Annotated in this window: 8 protein-coding genes; 4 read left to right on the top strand and 4 right to left on the bottom strand. The window is 38.7% G+C overall.

The features are described 5' to 3' along the window. Positions 1 to 2 precede the first annotated feature (2 nt). Positions 3 to 12443 (top strand): hypothetical protein, encoded by a 12441-nt coding sequence (locus tag AAG807_RS01245; protein ID WP_341900064.1) that lies wholly within the window; start codon positions 3 to 5, stop codon positions 12441 to 12443. Positions 12444 to 12456: 13 nt separating this feature from the next. Then, positions 12457 to 13077 carry a hypothetical protein gene (locus AAG807_RS01240; RefSeq protein ID WP_341900062.1) on the top strand — a complete coding sequence of 207 codons (621 nt, stop codon included), beginning with the start codon at positions 12457 to 12459 and terminating at the stop codon, positions 13075 to 13077. A 74-nt stretch (positions 13078 to 13151) separates the two neighbouring features. Here the strand turns inward: AAG807_RS01240 and AAG807_RS01235 are convergent, their stop codons facing one another. The 4 genes from AAG807_RS01235 to AAG807_RS01220 form a co-directional block, all read right to left on the bottom strand. Beyond that, positions 13152 to 14693 (bottom strand): hypothetical protein, encoded by a 1542-nt coding sequence (locus AAG807_RS01235; protein WP_341900060.1) that lies wholly within the window; start codon positions 14691 to 14693, stop codon positions 13152 to 13154. 758 nt (positions 14694 to 15451) lie between these two features. Continuing rightward, positions 15452 to 16810 carry a sigma-54 dependent transcriptional regulator gene (locus tag AAG807_RS01230; RefSeq protein WP_341900058.1) on the bottom strand — a complete coding sequence of 453 codons (1359 nt, stop codon included), beginning with the start codon at positions 16808 to 16810 and terminating at the stop codon, positions 15452 to 15454. 9 nt (positions 16811 to 16819) lie between these two features. After that, positions 16820 to 19297: an ATP-binding protein gene (locus AAG807_RS01225; RefSeq protein WP_341900056.1), complete on the bottom strand. Its 2478-nt coding sequence runs from the start codon at positions 19295 to 19297 to the stop codon at positions 16820 to 16822. Between the two features lie 341 nt (positions 19298 to 19638). Then, the gene (locus AAG807_RS01220; RefSeq protein ID WP_341900054.1) at positions 19639 to 20973 is read right to left on the bottom strand and encodes a S41 family peptidase; all 1335 of its coding nucleotides are present in this window, start codon (positions 20971 to 20973) and stop codon (positions 19639 to 19641) included. Positions 20974 to 21128: 155 nt separating this feature from the next. On the opposite strand from AAG807_RS01220, the gene AAG807_RS01215 reads away from it, so the two are divergent. After that, a complete protein-coding gene (locus AAG807_RS01215) occupies positions 21129 to 21788 on the top strand; it encodes a hypothetical protein (protein WP_341900052.1) in 660 nt (219 codons plus the stop codon). A gap of 364 nt (positions 21789 to 22152) precedes the next feature. Next, positions 22153 to 23289 carry an AAA family ATPase gene (locus AAG807_RS01210; RefSeq protein ID WP_341900050.1) on the top strand — a complete coding sequence of 379 codons (1137 nt, stop codon included), beginning with the start codon at positions 22153 to 22155 and terminating at the stop codon, positions 23287 to 23289. Positions 23290 to 23292 lie beyond the last annotated feature (3 nt).

The raw sequence follows: 23292 nt of genomic DNA, 5'->3' as shown, positions 1-23292 counted from the left end.
CTATGTCATTAGTAAGATTCATACCGCTTTTCATCCTTTTTCTTGTTTCTTTTGGAGCAAGTGCAACATTGTTACCTCACAATACTTTCGTACTGACCGGTTCGACTGCTTCGGGGACTTCTTCCATAACACCTCCGGGTTGGTCTCTGAGTTATACGGATTTTACCAGAAAAGGAGTTATCACCTTTGGGGTAGATCACCATTATACAAGTATTGTAAGTCAATCGAAAACAGAAATCACTGTTAGTATAGAGAAGTACGCTACTTATTCTGCATTGACTCCAACGTCGACCGAAACCAAGACGATGACTGTTTATTACTATCCGATTGATTCATTGAGTTATGTAGATGAAAACACCCTCACTATTGACAATGTGGAGAAATTGAAAGTTACGATCACCCAAATCAAGGTGAATGGAGTGGTTCAGACTGTATTGCCGGCGAACTTGTATTTGCAGGGTGATGTATTTGTGGATCGGGTTTATAACTTTTTAACTCAAGTGAATTTCACGGCTTATAACTTGACAGTTGGTACACCTTTGGATAACGACTGTGATGAAATAGATGATGAATTGCTTGTTTCCTGGAATGCCGTGCCAGGTGCTGAGGAATACCAATTGGAATGGACTTTCGTGAATACAGTAGATGTTACAGTGGGGAATATTCCCAATTTAAAGGTGGATTTTCATACGAATTCAACGCGGATTTCGACTACCAACCTAAGTTACAAGGTTGCATTGATTTTTGATAAAAGTGTGGTTTGTTTCCGCGTGAGAGCCGTTGGAAGATCTCTGGTTGACCCCGGTAAGTTCTTGTTTTCTGCCTGGTCAAGTGCAGATGGCTCTATTGCTTTGAGTACCATTCCAACTACTGCAAAGTACCAGGTCTTAACTCCCTATGATGTCAAAAAGAACTGGCAGTACAATGTCACATTTGCAGAGGAAGGAAAGAAAAAAGAAGTGATTTCCTTCTATGATGGATCATTACGTAATCGTCAGGTGGTGACTAAGGTCAATTCGGATCACAACTCAATCGTTGGTGAAACAATTTATGATCATCAAGGTCGACCTACTATTCAAGTGTTACCGGTTCCTGTGTCAGCACCTGATTGTGAAGTGGAAGACACCGAAAATTCGTTAAAGTATTATTCAAATTTCAACAAGAATGGTTCCGATGTTGCTTACTCGAAGTCGGATTTTGATTTGACGGATACCTTGAATCCATGTAATTCAGATACGGTTTATGGGATGAATGTCAATTCCGGTGCATCAAACTACTATTCTACAAGCAATTCTGACATAATGGGAATCCAAGCGTTTGTTCCAGATGCAGAGAATTACCCTTTCATTCAAGTAGAATACATGCCGGATAATACAGAGCGTATTCGCCGTCGGGGAGGTTTTGGGGAAAACTTCCAATTGGGAAGTGGTCACGAAACGTTTTATTTTTATGCTCATCCGTTCCAGGAACAATTGGATCGTTTGTTCGGGTCGGAAGTGGGTGATGCGTCACATTATCAAAAAAATATGACGGTGGATCCCAATGGTCAGGTAAGTATTTCTTATCTCGATCAAGAAAGTCGTATAGTTGCTAGTTCACTGGCTGGTCAGGCTCCGGACAGTTTAATTGCCTTACCTTCTGCAGCGGCAGTTGCGCCTTTGACTGTGGATTTATTCGCTAAGGATGCAAACCAAAACTCAACGTCAAACAAATTATCTACGGATGGAACTTCCAAAGTGTTCAATCAGACAATTGCATTAAGTTCCGTTTCCGATGTAACCATCTCCTATGATATCGCTATCGGGCAATTTACCAATGAATGTTTGGGTAGTTTGTGTTTCAATTGTGTTTATGACCTTTCAATTGAAGTACGTGACTTATGTGGGACATTAAAGAGCCCACTGGCATTATCGGATACAATGATAGGTCGCTTTACAGTTGGTGAAAATGGGCAGGTAACGTTTAAAACGGATTGTGCTCCTTATACATTCAACAATACCTTTGTCATCGAAGATTTGCCTGTAGGAACGTATCAGATTACAAAAATATTGACTGTTAATCAAGATGCTTTGGATGCCTATATGGATATGTATACAGATACAGCTTCTGGTGTAAATACGTGTATTGATAATTATTCATCAATTCTGAATCAGGTAGGAGAAAGCTCCAATATCGATGACTGTCTGGAGGATTTCAGTTGTGCGCAATGTGTAACAAATTTGGGAAGCTTGTTGGAATACATCCAGGCAGGTGGAACAGAAGAAGAATACAACCAGGAATTAGAAGCGTGTAATGCTCCGTGTAAAGCTGCTTCTTATTACGAGAACATGCGCAATATCATGTTAGTCGACGTAAGACCTAACGGGCAGTATGCGGAGTATTTGAATAATCTGAACCAGGTTCAACCAACAATTTTCCCGCTTTCTGTATTGAATAATTCAATTTCCAATCACCTTCCAAAGGCAAATTCAAACTGGAAGACTCCGCGTTATGACGTGGAATCAACTATTCAGAACTACTACTTTGACGAGGATGGAGTGACAAGATCCCGTATCATGTTGGATAATGTAACCATATTAGCTAATGTGATCACAGCTTCTACCCCTGCAGTGGAATCCGGAGTAACTATAGGTGTTAACGCGTTTTTAGATCCGGCAAGCGGAAATTATTATACCTATCCTCAGTTTTTGTTGAATCTGAGTGATTTCGCGAGTTATTACAGTGTCAATCCTTATTGGGCAAATTCATTGATCTATTATCATCCGGAATATCCTTATTTGACGAAATTCAAGGAGTTTTATGTTCATACGAACTTAAACTTTCCATATAGCTCGGAGACTTTTGATGCGACTATGACCAGCGTGAATACGTGGGCAGCTGCTACAACGGCAGGTTTCTTAAAAGCGAGTCCTGGTTCTTACACTGTGAACAATCGGATTAATCAATATTGGGCAACGAGCGGTTCCTTTCCAAGAGACGAGTTCGCGGGAAATCCTGCTTACAACACGCAATTATTAGCAAAGATCAATAACTATGCTACGATCAATGGAGTTTCTTATTCGATGTTCCAGGTTGCGGCAATGATCAACCGTGGTGGAAACGCGATGATCGGAAATGTTCCGACAGCTACCGACCTAGATTGGGGAATAGATATTTCGGGTTACACCACTACTCAAAATACAGAGCTTCATAATGCAGAATGGATGACTTTCCGTGGGATGTATTTTGCTGCAAAACAAGAGATTCAGCTGGCCGCTGCGCAAACAATTGCTTTGGGAACAACAGATCCTGGTTATAACAATTGTATCGGGAACCTTGATTTTGATGCATATGATAATGGATTCCTGGTTGTGACTCCTTTTACACCTCCTTTCTTTACAGGTGGATTCATCAGTACAGTTCAACCATGTGGAGCATCTACTTATGAATATTATAAATACAAAGAGATTCGCTTCGGCAATACATTGGCAAATGTAGAAACAGATCCAAGCCAGATTGCATATCAGCAATATTTGCTAACGGGTCAATGTCCGATAGCAAGTTCTTTTGAACGGGTACTTACTCAAGCTGCCGGAACCGGAGTATTGGATGACAATGGTTTCCCAATCAATTTAACATCACTTTCAGGATTGGTCCTTGCCATGCAGGATTTCGAAACTCCTGTTTCAATTCCGACTTTAACATGGAATGAAACTTATACAAGTACCATTCTTCAAGTGCAATGGCAGGAGACCGGCGTAGGTACATTCGGAACATTCAAATTGGGGAAAGAACCAGGAAGTATGACTTACAATTGGTCGGACATTATTTCTTTCGGAAATATCCAATTCACTTCAGTGGTCGGATCTTTATATGAATTCACCATTTCCGCTAAGGTGAATATCGGAGGAAATATCTACACACAGAATCTTACCGGAAATACAACCTTTAAAATCGGTAATTGCACCTTCCCGGATGTTTGTAAAATGAACGACTTTGGAAAAGTGTTGAAAAACATGACCAATACATTGGCTCAAATGGGTACCATGTCAAGTACGTCTTTGGTTGATTTGAGTGTAAATCCGTATGTGACTTTCAATAACAATACCTTGAAATACACGGTGAATCCTACTTATACAGCAGGCGCATTGATTAAATGGAAATACAATTCAGCAATCCCAGGATTTGAACTGACGGATGGTGTAAAAACAATCCGTATTAAGATTTTGAGCACGAACCCTTCCGCTTTCAGTCTATCATCCCTTTCAACAATCAAGTCGATTGCTGATTTGATACCAGGTCACAATAATACAATGGACTTGGTATGTAACGACGCAGCAGGAAATTATTTGGTGACATTATCATGTGATCTGATTAGATCAGACAATGTCATGATACCGGTTGGTGATTGTGGATTGGACGATGCTATTTTATGTACGGGTGAAGAATATGATATGTATGACGATTTGATGGCTGTTTTGGAGTTTTCATTGGAAAACCAAAATGAACCGTTTAATTTATACAACACACCCTTGTGGACTTCTGTATTAAATAGTCAATTGCCAAGTGTTCCTTCATCAATTATTGGTACTGATGATGTAACAAGACGTATTCTGACGTATGATATGCCTGGATCTTGTGATTTGGTTCTCACATATAACGGAGTGAATCCTTCTTTTAGCTACGACGCAATCGTGTCTGTAGATGGTGTTCAATTGTTAGAACAGAACAATTATGGCTCATACAACGAGTTTAGACTCTATATTTCGTATTCAGCAGGCGGTACAATTTATCATGATTCCATTGATGGAACTTCTTGTTTTAACTTAAAAGAATGTACGGCTTGTACTCAGGCTCCAAGTGAAGATTTGCAGGAACCTGCTCTTTCGGATCAAACAGATGGAATTGTTGATTTGAGCTTCCTGAACGATGAACTTGTTACTCAGATAGAAAATAATTCTGAGGTATATTGTCTGGATATGTATGAAGACTATATCAGCGCATATAACTTGGCAATTGATTCCATGCTTTACAATGGATGTACGAATCCACAAATAGCGCTTCCAATGCTTTCATATGAAGATTTTGTTGCTGAAAATTTGTGTTGTGAATCCGGTTTTATGGCCTTGTCGGATATGCTCTGGAAATTGATCGGTATTTCGATAGTAGGAAGTTGTTCACCAACAGTTCCGAATCCAAACGTTACTACTTGCGGAGAACTCAATGATGGCGATTCGCAATATTGCTCAAAAGTTTATACTGAGTACAGCAAAGTAGTGGGATATTTTAATAATTGGACACCTTGGGGAGCTGCTAATAATATTGATTTGACAGTTGCAAGTCAAGGTTCATACAGTTGTGCATGCTTTGCGAATTACATGACTTATTTATTCGAGTATATTACGGCTTCAGGAACTGAAAACTTAAGTCATCCATTGAGTATCGGAGATTACTGCGCGCAGATGAGTTCAACTCCTGAAAATAGCTGCTCTCTGGAGTACGATCAGTATGTTGCAACAGTTACTAATTTCAATACAAACAATGGATTAGGTGCTCCTGTTCCACTGATTGATTACGACGTTTTTGTTGACAAAGGATTGTGTAACTGTGTGGATGAATACTGTTCCGAATTGAATTTATTGCTGAATGGAATTAAAACCAGAGAACTTCCTGATTTATTGGATTTTTGCTTGTCAAGTCCTGAGGTTCCTTGTGTGATGGATACTGCAACGATTCATTTTGAAACGTTTGATGTGACGTTGGAAGATCCATGTACGGAATTTTACCAAAGTAACAACGAAGTCAACGCTCAAATTATATACAATGAACAAATTCAGCAGCTTCAGACACAGTTAGGTACTGAGTATATCAGACATTGTATGAAGGCAGTTGAAAATATGTCGATGACCTACAATGAAATTGAACACCACTTTACTTTATACTATTATGATCAGGCAGGAAATCTGATTAAAACGGTTCCGCCGGAAGGAGTAGAATTGGTAAATGTTAGTGACCCGACGATTAAAACTGCAATACAGGGAGATCGTTTGAACAATACACACCAGGTGATTACGAATCACCGAATGGCTACGACTTATCTATACAATTCCTTGAACCAACTGGTTGCTCAGAATATGCCGGATCAGGATGCAATGGAAGTATTTGATTTGTCCTTGCCGAATGGTTTGCCAATGGCATTGAGTACCACTGCAATTCAGATGATTGATGCAAATCAAGGATACTTGAGTGGATATATGGACGCACCATCTGCACCGATGTTAAATCGCGGATATTTGTACAAGACTACAAACGGTGGGTTGAACTGGACACGTGTGATAAATACACTTGGTTCGGATTTGAAAGAAGTGAAAATGGCTTCTGCTACGGTTGGATATGCCATTGGAAGTGGAGGGATTCTTCTCTTGACTAATGATGGTGGTCAAAACTGGGATTTGGTCAATACTTCATTGAGTTCTCAGTTAGCTGCCATTGAGGTAGTGGGAATAGATGCATATGTACTGGAACGTTTTGGTGGTCAGATTCGCAAAGTAACTTCTGCGGGTGTGGTAACTGCCTATGGAACTCCACCTACTGCAAGTGGCTATTCGGTTGCGGAATGGAAGGATTTTACTTTGCAGGGAAATACGGCAAATATGATCGGAATAGTTTATCTGGTTACTTTAACGGAATCATTGGTTAATTACGATGCGGTCATTATTAGCAGTACAGCTTCAGCTTACGTGGTTGACAAAACATTGGTTGGTAATCTGGGTGCTATTTCCTTCTTTAATGCTACAGATGGTGTCATCGCAGGAGTTGACGGAAATACGTCCTTTATCAATGGAAATTCGACTGCTACCTATAGACAACAACTGAAGTTATCAGGAACAGCTGGTTTGATTGATCAGATATACATGCTTGATGCACAAAAGGGACTTGCACGAGTTACTGAAAATGGGATCAAGGTTATCCGCAAAACAACAGATGCAGGCTTAACTTGGACGGCATTGCAAGATAATTATGCAGGTGCTAAAATGACCCTTATCAGAAGAACCGGAACAACGATGGAAGTAATGCTTCAGGGGAATACGGGAACTCCTTTGAATACGTGTTATACAAAGAATGTATTGGTAACTTCAGCTGGAATTTTCAGTGAGATAGATCAGACTCCTTCGCTTGCTCAAACGTATGACTTTGAGATTACCGGAACCTATTATGATGGAACCAATGTCACGTATTTTGGAGTCGGTCTTTCAGGAGGAAGTTATAAGTTATATCGCTCGAATACATTCATAGGAATGTCAGCCGATGTGACTTATACAGATATCGCAACTTTAGGATCAAGTGCAATTGTTCCAAAGGAAATGGTTATTGTTAAATCCGGATCTGGAGTTGGAGTTGAAGTGCTTGCAACGAATGGAATTATTTACCGTTCCAAATCAATTACAACGATTGGGGGTGCTTATGATCCGTTTGCAGCTGTTTCCGGAGCGAATGCTGATTTTGTTTCCTTGGATAAAATCACCATCTCTTCTTTGGATTATGTATTGGCTTACCGTTCTTCCGATAAAAAGATTTATGGAAAAGCAGGAACTTCTTCAGGACCCTATTTTTCCTATAATACGACATTGACTCTTGGAACATCGGCTATCATCAAGTTGGCGGTTCATGGTTCGAATGTCACAATTGCAGGTACTAACGGAGGAATCTTTACTTCCAGCTCAGTTACCGGGATTCCGACATCCAATGGTGGTCTTTCCTTGACATTTACTGACAGAACACAACATCGCTTGACTGGAATGACAAGTCTTCGTAAAACTGCTTCTGCAGTATTGATTACGGGGCAAAACGGTCAGGTCTTTACCCGTCCGGTCAGTGCGTCACAAAGTACCATTAGTCTGCGTCCGATCGGAAGCACGTCCAATGTTTCAACAGCAAACGAATATGTTTCAAGTACTATCGCGTACTACCTGATAGCTGGAGCTGACGGATTGTTGGCAACCTTGAAGTCAACAACATGGGGATTGGAGCCAGCACTATATACGACGGCGGGCTCAAAAGTTTCTGATCACAGTGCAACGAACGATATCAATGACATTGCTGTGAGTGGACTTTCGGTTTACCTTGCGGGCGAAAACGGTTCGGTTTACTATACTGCGAATATTACAACGGATTTCTTCACTCCTGGGTTAAGTGTATCGAACAAAGCGCTTCAGGGAATTGACTTTGTTTTCGGCACAACGAACAAGGCGATGGCAGTTGGTGCAGGTTCTGAAGTTTATCGATTCAATAATACTTTCGGAACACGAATCAACCGGGTATTCGCTGGAAAAATGAATGATGTTCATTTTGAGAATGGACAATTCGGTACAATCATCGGAGATTACTATTTCGTTCGGTCTACCGTAGATGGAGGTTTAAGCTGGAAAATCGTTAATCCGGGTACTTCAATGGGGACTACAGGATTGACGAAAACCTGGACCAAATCAAATCCGAACGGAACACACTTTGCACTAGTTGGTTGTGTGAATTACCTTCTTCAAATAAATAATGGTACAGTTGCACAAGCAGCTTTGGCTGGGACTGTGAATGACATTCAGTTCTCGAAAACCACACCTTTATATGGATATGTGGCATACACCAATACTTTAGCCAAAGTCTCAATTTCTCCTGCAGGAGGATCGGCTTCTACGCCTTCATCGGTTTATACGGGCACTAGTGCCATTCGTGCTATTCATGTATTTGATAACAAATCTGCACTGATGGTCGGGGATGCCGGAAAGATCCATTATTATAAGTATGCTGCAGGAGTAGGACCGAATTATGCCCTTACAACTGTCTCAGGTGTTACTTTCCGGGAGGTTTACTTCCTGGATGACAAGATCGGATTGGCGGTAGGTAATTCGGGAACGATTTACAAATTGAACTCTCCGAATAACGATAATGTGACACATGACATTTTGGCTTCCGGATTTACTGCAACGAATCAACTGTTTACAGATCCATTATCCGTTGCACCGAGTCTGTATAACATTACAGCGTTGGCATTCAGTTCACAGAATACGGCAGTATACGGAGGAAACTTCACAACAACAGCCAATGCGAATGCCAACCAGGCGATGGTTCGCAACTTGAAGTTTGAAAGTGGTTTGTATTCTGAAAAATTCTATTACGACCGTTTGGGAAGAATTGTAGTGGGTCAAGATTCGCGCCAATATGGTAATTCAACTATTATTAGTGATGATAAATATTCCTACACATTGTATGATGCTTTGGGTCGTATTATTGAAGCTGGTGAGATGTCCAACAACGGTGATGGACCGGTCTTTACAAGTATTTTCGGTACAAATGTGGGAGGGTTAACTGTTCCGAATGTAATTGACGATGGGAAGATGAATGATTGGTTGAATTATGATCCGACTCTTACGCGTAAAGAAGTAACCAAGAGTTACTACGACAAAACAAATACAGTAATCAGTACAGAAGTTACAAATTTAACTACTTTGAACAGTGCAACTCAACGCAAACGTATTGTCCATATTACTTATTCAGAAGTATATTCTTTGAATGCAAATGAATACGATCATGCAACCCATTATGACTACGATATTCATGGTAATGTGAAGACCTTGTATCAGGATAATCGTTTAATTAAAAATATGACCGGTATCGGTGATCAGCGTCTTAAACGACTGGACTACATTTATGATTTGATTTCTGGAAATGTACATCGTCTAGATTATCAGAATGGAGAATCCGACCAGTGGCATCATGCTTATAATTACGATGCGGATAACCGGATTACAGATGTGTATACTACATTGGAAACGCCATTGACTACGGTTAATTCTTCTACTGCATCCATCCAAAACGAACCGGAATGGAGTACTATGTGGGATCGTGAAGTGAGTTATGAGTACTACCAGCATAGTCCCTTAGCACGAACAGTGATTGGGGATCAGGAAGTTCAAGGGATTGATTACGTGTATACATTGCAAGGTTGGATTAAAGGGCTGAATTCCAATACACTGAATTCAAATCGGGATCCGGGACTAGATGGTGCAAGTTTGAGCGATCATCATGCTGTAGCTCGTGATGTTTATGGTTATAGTTTGCATTATTTTAATAATGATTATGCTGGGGCAATAGGAGGAAATAATAGTTTTATTGCCAATCAATCAGGAAGTGACTTAGTGTCAAATTCGTACAATTTGTATAATGGTAACATTGGAAAAGTAATTACAACAATTACACATCCGGATACTAGAGCTGTATTGCCATTAGGAAATGCTTACAAGTATGACCAGTTAAATAGGATCAAGGAATCCAATAGTTTCGATAATCTGAATTTAGGATCCAATAGCTGGGGAACTGGGCAAGCAACTAAATACAAAAATACCTTTACGTATGACGCCAATGGAAATATTTCAGGTCAAGCTCGTTACGACGGATCTGGAGCTCTAATTGATAACTTAAATTATAAATACAAGGATATTGCAGGTACAATTGGAACAACAAATCCGAAAAGACACAATCGGTTGTATTCGGTAAGTGATACACAGGATTACAACGATTTGGATATTCATATCGGTCAGGGTACGAATAACTACACCTACGATGCTGATGGGAGATTAATTGGAGACGTCCAGGAAAGGATTGCCAGTATTACATGGCGTATGGATGGAAAAATTAAAAAAATCACACACACGTCAAGTTACAATAAGAAAAATGTATCTTTCGATTACGATGCTTTGGGGCATCGCATTGCCAAACATGTTTATTCGGATGCCAATGTGTTAGAGGGATCAACATATTATATTTTGGATCCTCAGGGAAATGTCATAAGTGTGTATGAACGGTCTATCAAGGCTGATGCATCCAATATTTCGTATACTCAAACAGAGAAACATATTTATGGATCTTCCCGTTTAGGAGTCCATAATGAACGAATTGCCTTGCTTGGAACTCAAAACGATGTTTATTCCATGGGGAATATTCAGCATCATATCGGAGATCGAAGTTATGAATTGTCTAATCATTTAGGAAATGTCCTGACAGTAATCTCCGACAAAATTGTTCCTCATAACAATGGAGGCAGTCTGGATTATTATATGGCTGATATTCGCCAGGCAACTGATTACAGTCCGTTTGGAGTGATTCTGGAAGGTCGTAACTTTGAACCGGATCCGTACGTAGAAAGTTTCCCTACAGTACAAACAATTTACAGCAACAATTTTGAGAGTTCGGCTGTCGTTGTTTCCGGAACTACAACTACGGTTGATGGTTGGTACAATTTCAGTGCGTCCACACTTTCAATAGATAATACGAGTACAAGACGTGTTAAAGTGGTGAGTACGAATGGTACACATGGAGCGAACCAGTTCTTTGCAGTAGCAACCGGAGCATCGCATACCTTATCTGTTAAGATTGATAAGGGAACAACTTCTAACGTAAACATTGTCGTATTCTATAACTGTCCTAGTATGACTAGCAGTTCCGGTTCTCCGTCTACTGTCGTTTCTGCAACTAGTAATGGTGTCTATACGGTAAACTTTACAAGTACGACAGGTTATGTGTTTATACAAATCCGACAGTCAGGAACCTATTATTTCGACGATGTCTCAATTGTTAATAATGCAGCAATAGGGACAGTGACTCATAGTACAGTTTATCGATATGGGTTCCAAAAACAAGAGCATGATGATGAGATAAAAGGTGGGGGAAATAGTGTGAATTATGCATTCCGTATGCACGATCCACGAATTGGAAGATTCTTTGCAATTGACCCGCTTCAGATTGAATTCCCTTGGAATAGCCCGTATGCATTTAGTGAGAATCAGGTAATTCATAAAATTGAATTAGAAGGTAAGGAAAGTGCTGAGTTAGACCGCCCAAATGGGGTTCTATTTCCTGCTGGATACGATAAATTTGAAACCACTCAGGAAATCAAGGTGTATGAAGATGGCGATATAATTGCCACAATCACCTTAACTATTGTATTTGTTCCAATAAAAGAAACGAATGGTAAAATCAACTATCTTTATAAGAGTCACCGTACAACTAAAGAAACAAATCCTTCTGAGTTTGAAGACGTTGAGTTAGTGTTTTCAGCTGAGAATTATGGTAAGACGAACCCGGATGGTAGTGTGACGTGGCGGACTGAAATGGATCTAGCCGTCGTTGTAAGTTATTCGAAGGTAGTAACAACAACAACAGTAACGGGAAGTATAGAAATAGGAAAAGATGGAGGTAAGGTTACTGCTGGTGTGTCAGGAAGTTGGGCCACATCGTCGGCAAATGGTTCACGAACATTTGAACAAGGTCAAATGTTGCAAAATAAAAACAGTAGGGCAACTCTTAAAGTAAGTAAAAAGACAATTAGCAAAGATGTGCCGGAAGACGGCGGATTTGATGATACGGCTAAGGTAGTATTTGGTGAAGTGAATGAAATATCTATTCCATAAAGTTAGAATAACTATGTTTATAAGAAGTCTGAGTATTGTTGGTTTATTCATTTTTGTGATTCTGTTTTCTTGCAGCTCTAAGAATGAAGTGGTTATACATGATCTTAAAAATGAACATGTTAAGATGTTGAATGACACTCTTCTACAAGTGCCAATTAAAATAAGTTGTTTTAAAAACAATCGGTTAATTGAAGTTAGAAAAGACCATATCCTTATTAGGAAACTTAAAAGATTTAAAAATCAGATAGTTTGTACTAATATAAATTTTGGGGAAGGGATTAAAACGGATGAGATTTATTCATCATTTACATTTGGTGTTTTTAATCGATTTAAACTGTTTAATACTGACAGCCAGATTACCCAGCTTTCAAACTATTCAGATATTAAATTGAAGTACACAATCAGTTCAGAAAAAATCGAAATGGGCAAATTGAAGCAGGACTTATATTTTGGATTGCCTGTAGAATTTAATATTGATAGTGAAACGAAAAATTCTTATACACGACAGTTTGTATATAGAATTAAATTATTCAAAAATAGTTTTGATTTAAAAGCCAATCTGTATTTTGAGAAATCTATAAAAAAGGAAATCGCTGGGGATATTTATAAAGTAAAATTTCTTATCGGTAACTAAGATAGTGCATAACACCATTGTGCAGAATTTTATGATTCTGCGCAATGGTTATTCTAAAGTTTTTTATTCATAACTCATCGCAACCAATCCTTACGCAACTTCAACTGCTCTGCCGTTGCATTCTCCACTTCCGAAATCTTCCCGTCTTCCAGTTTCAATCCAACTTTTAGCAGCATTTCCTCCAATGGAAGTGCTTCCGTTCCTTCAATGTAGCTTGAAATGAATTCTTTCACCTCAGGATATCCGCTTACATTGATCATTTCGGGAAAAAGTTGCTTGTCTTCAAATGCCTTTCCTTTGTAATGAGCCATTAAGTCCAATACGAGATCTTTCGTTCCGTATTCTCCTCCGGATAATTCACGGAGTTTGATATCCAGGCACAAATTGATCAAAGCGCCTTTCAGATAGACATTGTAATACTGATCCTGCATTTCCATTGGATGAAGACTCAAGTCGGTCATAGCCAATTTCGGATCGAAGTGTTTCATATCTGCAATCTTGCCTTCTACTATCTTGTAAAACTCCTTGTCCGTTCGCAAGCCGGTTTTAATTGGCATGTGCATGGTGAAGTATTCAGTCATTCCTTCATAGAGCCACAAATGTTTCGAAAAAACCGGTTCATTGTAGTCGTAATTTTCAATTTCAACCGAATGCAAACCCAATGGCATCAGCGTATGGAAAAACTCATGACTGGCGATTCCATAGATATTCTGACGGATGGTTTGAATATCCAAAGGCATGTACAATAAAATCAAAGTTGAATTCGAGTGTTCCAAACCATCGCCGATTATATGAGTGCGATTCGGGGCCAAACTGTGGTAAATCAGAAAGGTGTAGCGGTCAACAGGTAATTTATTGTTCAGGTATTTGGTCTGATTGATGAGAAGTGGTCGGATGTATTCGGCAATGTCTTTGGAAATGCGTTTTCCCGAGGTGGAATAACAGGCAACTTCGACCGAAATTCCCGGTAGCTGGATCATGGTGGTGTCGGGCAGAGCATACAGGATGGGATTGTCTACCAATTGATGGTAATCCTTGGCAAGAAACAGATCGTGATCAGGTTTTACTGTTTTCTTCAGACTTGTTGCAGGATACAGATTGATTCCTTTTCGAATGCTGACTTCGATCGGATGATTGATATGCCCTCTGAAATAACCGAAAAGACTGTTTGGCGTAATGACGAATGAACTGTCACTGAACGAACTTGCTGCCGACCGGTAAAAACCTCCTATCATCTTATCGTCGAATGCTTCCCATGCGTCGTCCACTAAATAAGAAACAGAGGCAATGCGCTGAGCGTCCTGAATCTTCCATGAATTCACATCCGTTTTTTCCGTTTTCAGTTTCTTTCCTTTCTTATCGAATACTTCGAAGGATGAAACATACTGCCCGAAATTCATCGCTCCATAGATTCCAGGAATGATCTTCGGAAAACAGTAGGTGAGGGAATCCTCCGAAAACCCTTCAATCTTTAAGCGAACAGCCAGTTTGTCATTAGAAAGAGCTTTCAGGCTTGTTTCGTAACGGTATCTGATCTCTTTTGTCTGTCCGTTTACGGTTTGGCTGATGCCGATGAAAACAGCAAGGACAAAGCGAAGCAAAGTAGTTCTTTTCATGTGTTTTTGTTTGACGTCTGTTTCTAAGACTGCTTGAGGTTCTAAAAGTTACAATTTAATTTGCTTGATATCTGCATGCTTATTTGATTTCATGGTGTTTATTCGCGGCCCCATTTTTCTATAAAATACAAACCCCCGACGAATATTATTCATCGGGGGTTTAGCTACCACACGTACTTCACTATCAACCTGTACATGTATACCTCTAAATTAAACCTAAACTGAAACCTAAACTAACCTAATTGTTACCTAACTTATAGCGTTATGATTGATAGTACGCTCTTAATTTTTCTTCATAATGAGATTCAATGTCACAATAGCTGTCTTAGGAATTTTGTAATTCAAACCCACTATACCATAATTCCTAAGTCGAGACTATTGTAATGCTGTTGGTACTATTTCTTAGTTTAGCGGTGTGGTCCCAAAGGGACCTTTTACCACTTAAACGGAAATATTTCCTATATAACTCAAATCTTATTTCAATCTGTAATCACTAGTAGAAAACGTTTTTTCAAAGTGAATTTCTTACATACTCTATTATAAAGAACGTGCCAAAGCGCAATAAATAAAAAAACCGTTGATTATCAACGGTTTCAGTTTTGGTATTACTTCGAAATATTTTCAAAATGAAAAAAATATTTTCAAAATGAAAAATAAATAAGTGATCCTTTAAGATTAAATTCATTTTTTAGTGTGAGTTTGAGAGCGGGTATTGAGAATTTTTAAGCTTCACTCTAACAACTCACACTCCGTACTGTTTAATCCTCATCTTCTTCTTTTAACATGCGATAAATGGTTGTTTGACCGATATCCAATTTATCTGCAACCAACTTGGTGTTGTTGTTATATTTATCCAGGAACAATTGCACGATCCGACGGTTGTATGCCCTCAAACTCATTTCTTCGGCAATGATTCCCGATAGAATGTCTGCACTTGCAACCACAATATCATCCGCGTCAATGACATCATTCATGGACATCACAGCAGCAAGTTCGATAACCGATTTTAGCTCCCGTACATTTCCGGGCCATGGGTATGCCAACAGCTTATTTTGAGCAGCCGGACTGATTTTCTTGACAGACATCCCATTTTCCTTACAAAAACGCTCTACGAAACTCTTACTCATCAATAAAGTATCTTTTTCGCGTTCGCGAAGTGGTGGCAATTCAATCGGAAGTCCAAACAGACGATAATACAAATCTTCACGGAAAGCTCCCGATTTCACTTCCTGGAGCAGGTTTTTATGCGTTGCAACGATGATGCGACAATTGAATTTGTAGATCTTATTTCCTCCAACGCGTGTAATCTCCCTTTCTTGCAATGCGCGCAATAATTTTGCCTGGAATACAGGATCCAATTCCGCAATCTCGTCCAGAAACAAGGTGCCTCCGTCCGCTTCTTCAAATTTCCCGATGCGGGTTTGATTTGCACCCGTAAATGACCCTTTTTCGTGACCGAACAGTTCACTTTCGAACAGTTCTTTTGGAATTGCTGCAACGTTGATCGCTACAAATGGTTTGTCCTTGTAAATGGAATTATAGTGGATCGCTTTTGCAATGACTTCCTTTCCCGTCCCGGTTTCTCCGGTAATGGAAACGGTGATATTATTGGAGACCGCTTTTTGCAATAACATGAAAATGTGTTGCATTTTACTGCTTTGACCAATAATGGTATCGCTGAAATTGTATTTCGTTTGAACTTCTTGTTCTAACTTTTCAATTTTCTTTAAGAGCTTGGTTTGATTCTGAGCATTTGCAAGGGTATTCAACAAACGGTTCCGGATGTCTGTTCCTTTTACAATGTAATCGTAAGCTCCTAATTTCAATAGACTGACTGCTGTTTCAATTTCCTCCTGTTCAGAAATGACGATTACCTGCGTCCCGGGACACAATGCCTTGATCTTTTCCAATAACTCTTCACCGGAAATATCCGGTAAACGGTAATCCATGGTGATTAGATCCGGTACATCATTGTTCAAGCGTGTAAGTAAGTCTTTTCCTGTTGAAAAGGATTCCACCTCGTAATCCGGGTTCAATGAAACGGTATGGACTAAAAGCTTCTGATACCAGTCGTTGTCTTCTACAATAAAAATCCGTTGTGTGATATCGGTTTCCATAGCTTATTCTTAATTTAATTTTTCCTTTACTTGTGCAATGATATGTTGTGCCTGATCTTCAAAAACTTCAATCAAATCCTGCATCTCATGAACGACAACGGTTTCTTTGCCCATGCGTTCAATTTCCTTTAGGGTCGTATAACAATTGTTTGCTCCGAAATGTTTGAAAGGTGCAGCCAGTTGATGTGCCAATTCGGATGTTTCTGACCAGTTTTCATCTTGTGCCAATTCTCTTATCTTGATTAACCCTTTTTCGGTTGAATTCACGAAAGTTTGGAGCAATTCCTTATAAAAACTGTCGTTGTTGTTTGTCAATTTTTGAAGACTTTTGAAATCAGCTTCATCTAATTCAGTTCCCATATTAAGGTCTTTATAAATTTGAAATAGTATTCTTCTTAATTCTTCCGGATTAACCGGTTTTGTTAGAACCTCTGCCCAGCCTGAATCTAACATGAGTTTTCTTTTTTCCGGCTCCAGGGTTGCGGTTAAACCGACTACCGGGATTTGGTTGAGGGTTTCCATTTCAGTCATCTTTTCGCGCAACTCATGTCCATTCATCTCCGGCATTCGCACATCCAGCAAGATAAGATCCACATCGTTGTTTTTCAATTGCTCCAAAGCCTCCAAACCATTTGTTGCTTCTAACAAGGTCAGATTAACACCGTGAAACATACTTCGTAACAGCGTACGATTAAATGGTTCATCATCTACAATCAGGACACTTTTGTCTTTCAGGAATGAAAAATCAGTTCGGGATGGTTCTCTGGGTGCATTAATTTTATCCTCCGTTGTTTCAAATGGAATTTCAATGAAGAAAGTGGTCCCGATTCCTTCTTTACTATTGACGCGGATTGTGCCGTTTTGTTTGTCAATAATCTGTTTGGTAATACTCAAACCCAAACCGGTTCCGCCATATTTGCGTGTTACCGTCAGATCAGCTTGCTCGAAGGGCTCAAATATGCGTTCTTTTTGTGTCTCAGACATTCCGATTCCCTGGTCCTGTACTTCAATCAGACAATTGATATGATTGCTGTCTAGAAGTTCGAATTTCAAATGGATTGTAATCAGACCGTCCTTTGAGAATTTGTTGGCATTACTGATCAGGTTGATAATGATTTGTTTGAATCTGAGCGGATCTCCCAATACGTTCGGAAATGGATTCTCGTCCAGTTCCACGATCAATTTGTTATTTCGTTCCATTACCTGTAGCTCATATTGCTCATGAAGCACCATGATCTCATTGGCAGGATTGAAAGCGATTTTTTCCAGTTGGATGTGATCCTTTTCCAGTTTGGACAGATCAAGGATCTCATTGGTGATCTGGGAAAGGTGTTTAACCGAATTGCGGATGATCTTTACTTTCTTGGCTGCACTGGCATTCAAGGGTTCAAAGAACAATTGCTCGGTGAAGCCTGAAATGGCATTAAGCGGTGTGCGGATTTCATGACTCATGGTTGCCAAAAAGCGCGATTTTGCCTCTGTCAGTTGATCACTTTTGTCTTTGGCCAATTTGAGCTGAGCATTGGTTTCCTTGGATTTGGTAAATAAAGTGATGATCAACAGAACGATCATTAGAATCAATAAACTCGAAATAATACTGAATAGAAGGATAATTTCATTGGTTTCAGCCGCAACTTGTTTGGCATGTCTGGTTTCTTTCAGAAGCTCCTTTTTATCTGCCAATTCGATTGCCCGAAAAACTTGCCCGATTTGTTTACTCAATTGGTTGTTTTTTTGTTCCAAATTGAGTTTGTACACGTTGAGAAAGGATTCTTTGGAGACCGCTTTGTTTTTTACAGATTGGATTTTTTTGGCAATTTCGTTCGTGCTTGCTGCCGCAATTTCAGAGGCTTTAATTTTTACTTGAGGAGTGGCTGTTGGTGTTGGGGAGGCAACAGTTGGTTGGTTTTTTTTATTTTTCCGCTGAAACCATTTTTTTTTGGCTTCTTCCTCTTGTGGTTGAACCTGTGGAGTTTGCAATTCATTCACACGATCACGAATCTCCATTTTTATTTGTGCCACCTCACTGGCATTTTGAACTTCATTCTCTACAATGGACATCGTTTCATTCACTCTGTTCTCATTCTTAATACTCATTAAAGTATCTAAGTTGGAAAAACGAGCCTGAACCAATGAACCAAGTCCTTTTATTTGCTTTTGATAAGTAGAATCAGCTGTTTTATAGGATTTGAGCAAGTCAATTTTGCGCTTGGTTTGTGATTCGAGAATTTCAAAATCTAAGGGTGCATCGGGATTGTTTTGATACAGATAGGAATAGGTAAGGTTATCTGATTTCAGGATATTGTCATTCAGGTCGCGTACCAGAAATCTTCTGGATTCTTTTAAATCCGTTGGAAGCGGACTTTCTGAAACTTGGGCTAAACGGTCATAAACCCAATATCCGGTGGTACATACGAAAATCAGGAGCAATCCGATGATTGTAAATAAAACACGTTCAAAAAGAATATTTTTCCAACCTTTTTTCATATTGACATGAATTTTCATTTTGAAAAATACGACATTTTTTTGATTGAAAGTTTTCAAAATGAACTTTTAACTGGCTTTAACGAACAGAATCATCTGCTCAATGCACAAAGAATACTTCAATTGCATTATTTCAGAAGAGAAGTGAATAGGTGAAATTTGTAGGATTAAAAAAATTGACCAATGACTAATCTTCTGAAAACCGACTCTGGAGTTTGCTTTGTAGTATTTAATTGAAAGGTAGTACATGAAGTTATTACTGCAATTAAAGTAAGATTTCCAAAACAAGGTATAAGAAGGAAAAGGGGGTGATTGAACAGCGGTTTGATTGCCCTTTTTTGTTTCTACTTGTCTTTTAAATCCTGTTTGGAACTACCATCATTATATAACCTTAGCAAGCCTATGACTTTTCCGTTTTCTTTCATCATTTTTAAGCGCAAATAATCGATCTCCTCAATGATAAAAGTATCTGGATCCAGCGCGATTAACCGGTTTTTTTCAGTTCCGTTTCTTTGATAGAAAAGTGTTCCGTTTTCAAGGAGCAATTTCCGTTCTCCATAATTTCCAACATAGGATTCTAATATTTCTTTCTTTAATTGAAAAGGATTTTGTTTTGTTTCAAGACCATTCAGAATCCATTGATAGCGTTGTTCTTCAGAAGTGTTTTTGATGCTTAAATCCTTTAAAGCCATTTTTTGAGCCTCAAAGAATGCATCTTTCGCATTTACTTTAATCATTGGTTCAATGCCTATTCCTTCCCATCTAACAGCTGTTTTTGATAGTGATTTTATAATTCTTACAGCCGAAATATAAGCGATGTATTTCACATTTAACACCTGAATCTCGACAGGGTTTTCTCCGCCTCCGGTATTCTCTCCGATTAAAACCGCTCTTTTCAGCGTCTTCAAATTATAGGAGAATGCTTCCGCTCCTGAAAAAGTAGCTTTTGAAGTAAGAATATATAACGGAATATCGACCAATTTTTTTCCTGGAACATGAGGAAGTGTTTGAGAAACATAATAAGTGTCGGTATACCGATTGTAACTGGTAGAGAATTCAATATCTTCTTCCAGAAAATAACTCAGTAATAATTGAACCATATTATCATCACCACCTCCATTATTGCGGAGATCAATAATTAAAGCATTGCAATTGGAAAGAAAATTGATTGCGGCAATGGCCGTTTCTGCTGCATATTTTGGTGGACAAAACTCTCTCAGATCCATGTAACCGATGTTTCCTTCAAGAATTTTCACCTCTTTAAATCCAAAGTTTGTTTGTTTCAGTTCTTCAACTACTTCTTTGGTATAATAACTTGCTGTTGGTTGTGAAATCATTTCCGCAGCACTTTTGGGATCATAGACAATTCCCATGTGTTTATCATTGGTAATGTATTGAAGATCCAGATCCAATTGAAAAGCAAAATCAGTTGGTGTTTTAAATGGATCATAATCGCCTTGATCCATTTTTTTGTTAAAGTATTTCCTGATTTTGGAAACATTTTCAGGATAGATATAAACTGTATCCAATTTTTCGCATAAGGATTTGATTAACTCTTTTTTTTCTGGTTTGGAGATGGATTCTACCTCCCTTTTTTCCTGGGCATAACTAGTTGTGTTGAGTAACGTGCACACAAAAAAAATCAACACGAATAATACGTTATTCAAAAGGGTGTTCATTCACTAAGAATTTGAATGTTAATGATATGAAGGAACTTTTTAATTGGCATTAAATCAAATAAAATGAAGTTAAATGGTAATAAAGAATGTTTCAACGGTGTATTTACTAATAAAATAAACAACATCTGACTTCGTTATTTAACAAACTCATTCACATGAAAACCACATTTGTCATTTTCTGTTTACCATTTTTTTCCGTTGCGCAAAACCCGAATAGAACTATCTCCTTAATAGGTGGTATTGAATATAAAAAGGAGAGAACCTATGCCTGGAATATTGAAGTCAACTACAACAGTTCACTAGCAAAACATCCAAAATGGTCTTTTGAAAGAGGGTTAAATTTCAGTGTTCTTGAATACAATGCAGATCCAGCCTATACATTTGATACTGCGTCTGTACAAGTCACTTACGGAGAGATATATTATCCCAACGGTCCGAATGACATCTATTATAGCAAAACAGAACACCTCGACTATTCGAGAATGTGCATGTTTCGTCTCCAAGCGGGATTGAACCGGAATTTCATTGATAATGGAAGGTTCACGTTATCAGCGGGTATAAATGCAATTCTGAATCTAAAACTTGGTGAACGCCAGGTTGGAAGAACGGTGTGGGTTCCTTCATGGCCGTCAAACACTTATAAAGTTCAATACTCCAAATTCGACAGGAAAACAGCACAAGCAATTGGAATAACCATTGAGCCTCATATAGACCTAGGCATTCGAGTAAACCGGAAAATTTGGTTTACTTCCAGATTGGCTTATTATGTACTTGATCGACTACAATTGAATATAGGATGCTCATATAGATGGTAACGAGGAGTTGAAAAATTTGCTTGTGCACGATCTTAATTCAACATCATTCTCGCTTTCAAAAATAAAGGCTCAATGAAGAGCGAGAAGGAGAACGAGTCCCGATAGCTATCGGGAGAAGACAAAAGAAATAACGGCTGCAAAGTTAAAACTTCACAGCCGTTATTTTTTTGGTACATGGAAGCGGAAAGAAATCGAACTTTTTTGATGATATTCATCTATCATTGACAAATGTGATTAAAGTATTGTCAATGTTCATTCCAATAAGCTTGATTTGATCAACCAAAAGAATGACATACTGATTCATATTTAAGACTTTTTGCTTTATTTGTAGTAATGTTCATTGATAATAACCAAATCTCAATTAATGCTATTCACAGATCCAATCGAAATTCCTCACGAGCTAAGTAATTTAGAGAGAACCCCGGAAGACGTAAGTATTTTAATCGGCGCTAACGGAAGCGGAAAAAGTACCCTGTTAAATAATTTATCGCAACATTTTCTCACAAGGGGTCAGGATGTTATCGCTATTGCCAATTCTATTCACGATAAGTTTGAAACAGGGCATAGAAATTTTAGGACATTACGCGGACGTGCTGGAAGAAGGCAAACTCGTTTGATAATGAAAAAGGCTTTAGAACGAATTGCCCAAACAGATATTCAAAAATTAAAAAACGCGTCTCGTGCATTAACTTATGTCCAATTTGACCCAGTAATTGGATTCAAGATCGAGAATCTTGATTCTCGATATGAAGAGCTGATTCAGTTTACAAGTTTGTCAATTGTCGACCAAGAAAGGATTATCTATCTGCTTGATATTACAACAAAACAATCTTATCTAGAAATTTTATGGTTAGAAATAGAAGGATATGATTTTGAAGAGGTACAAAAGTCCGCACTCACGGAGTTATTCTTGTGGGAATCGGTTCTTCGTAAAGCAAACATAATCAATGGAATAGAAGTGTTTCTAAGGAAACAAGGAAAGGTCATTTCAATGTTGGATGCGAGTTCAGGTGAGTTGGTTTTGATAACATCAATAGTGTACCTGTCAACTGTTATTACAGAAAACACTGTAATACTAATTGATGAACCGGAAAATAGTCTACATCCTATTTGGCAGAAAGAGTATGTCAAAACGATTCTTGATATATTCTATCTGTACCAACCAAAGATCATAATCGCGACACATTCGCCACTTATTGTTAACGGTGCTGAGTTATTCACAGAACAGCCTAAGATATTTAAATCTCATAATTTTTCCTTTGAATTACAACAAAAAGACCCTGTAAATGTAGAAGAAATCTATTCTAGATTCTTTGACCTTAATACTCCACAAAGTATGTTCTTAACTCATCAAATAATCAGACTACTTAATTTATTAGCCGCGGAGAAAATTACATTGGACAACTTTAATGTAGTCCTTTCACAAATGGAAAGGAAATCCTATGATCCTAGACAGATTGAGGCATTAGAAGCCGTGAAAAAACTAGCAACAGAGATTTAAATC

This window comes from Fluviicola taffensis DSM 16823 (assembly GCF_943372375.1).
Taxonomy (GTDB): domain Bacteria; phylum Bacteroidota; class Bacteroidia; order Flavobacteriales_D; family Crocinitomicaceae; genus Fluviicola; species Fluviicola taffensis_A.
Note: the sequence above shows the minus strand (reverse complement) of the source record. Positions and strands in the feature narration are given on the sequence as shown.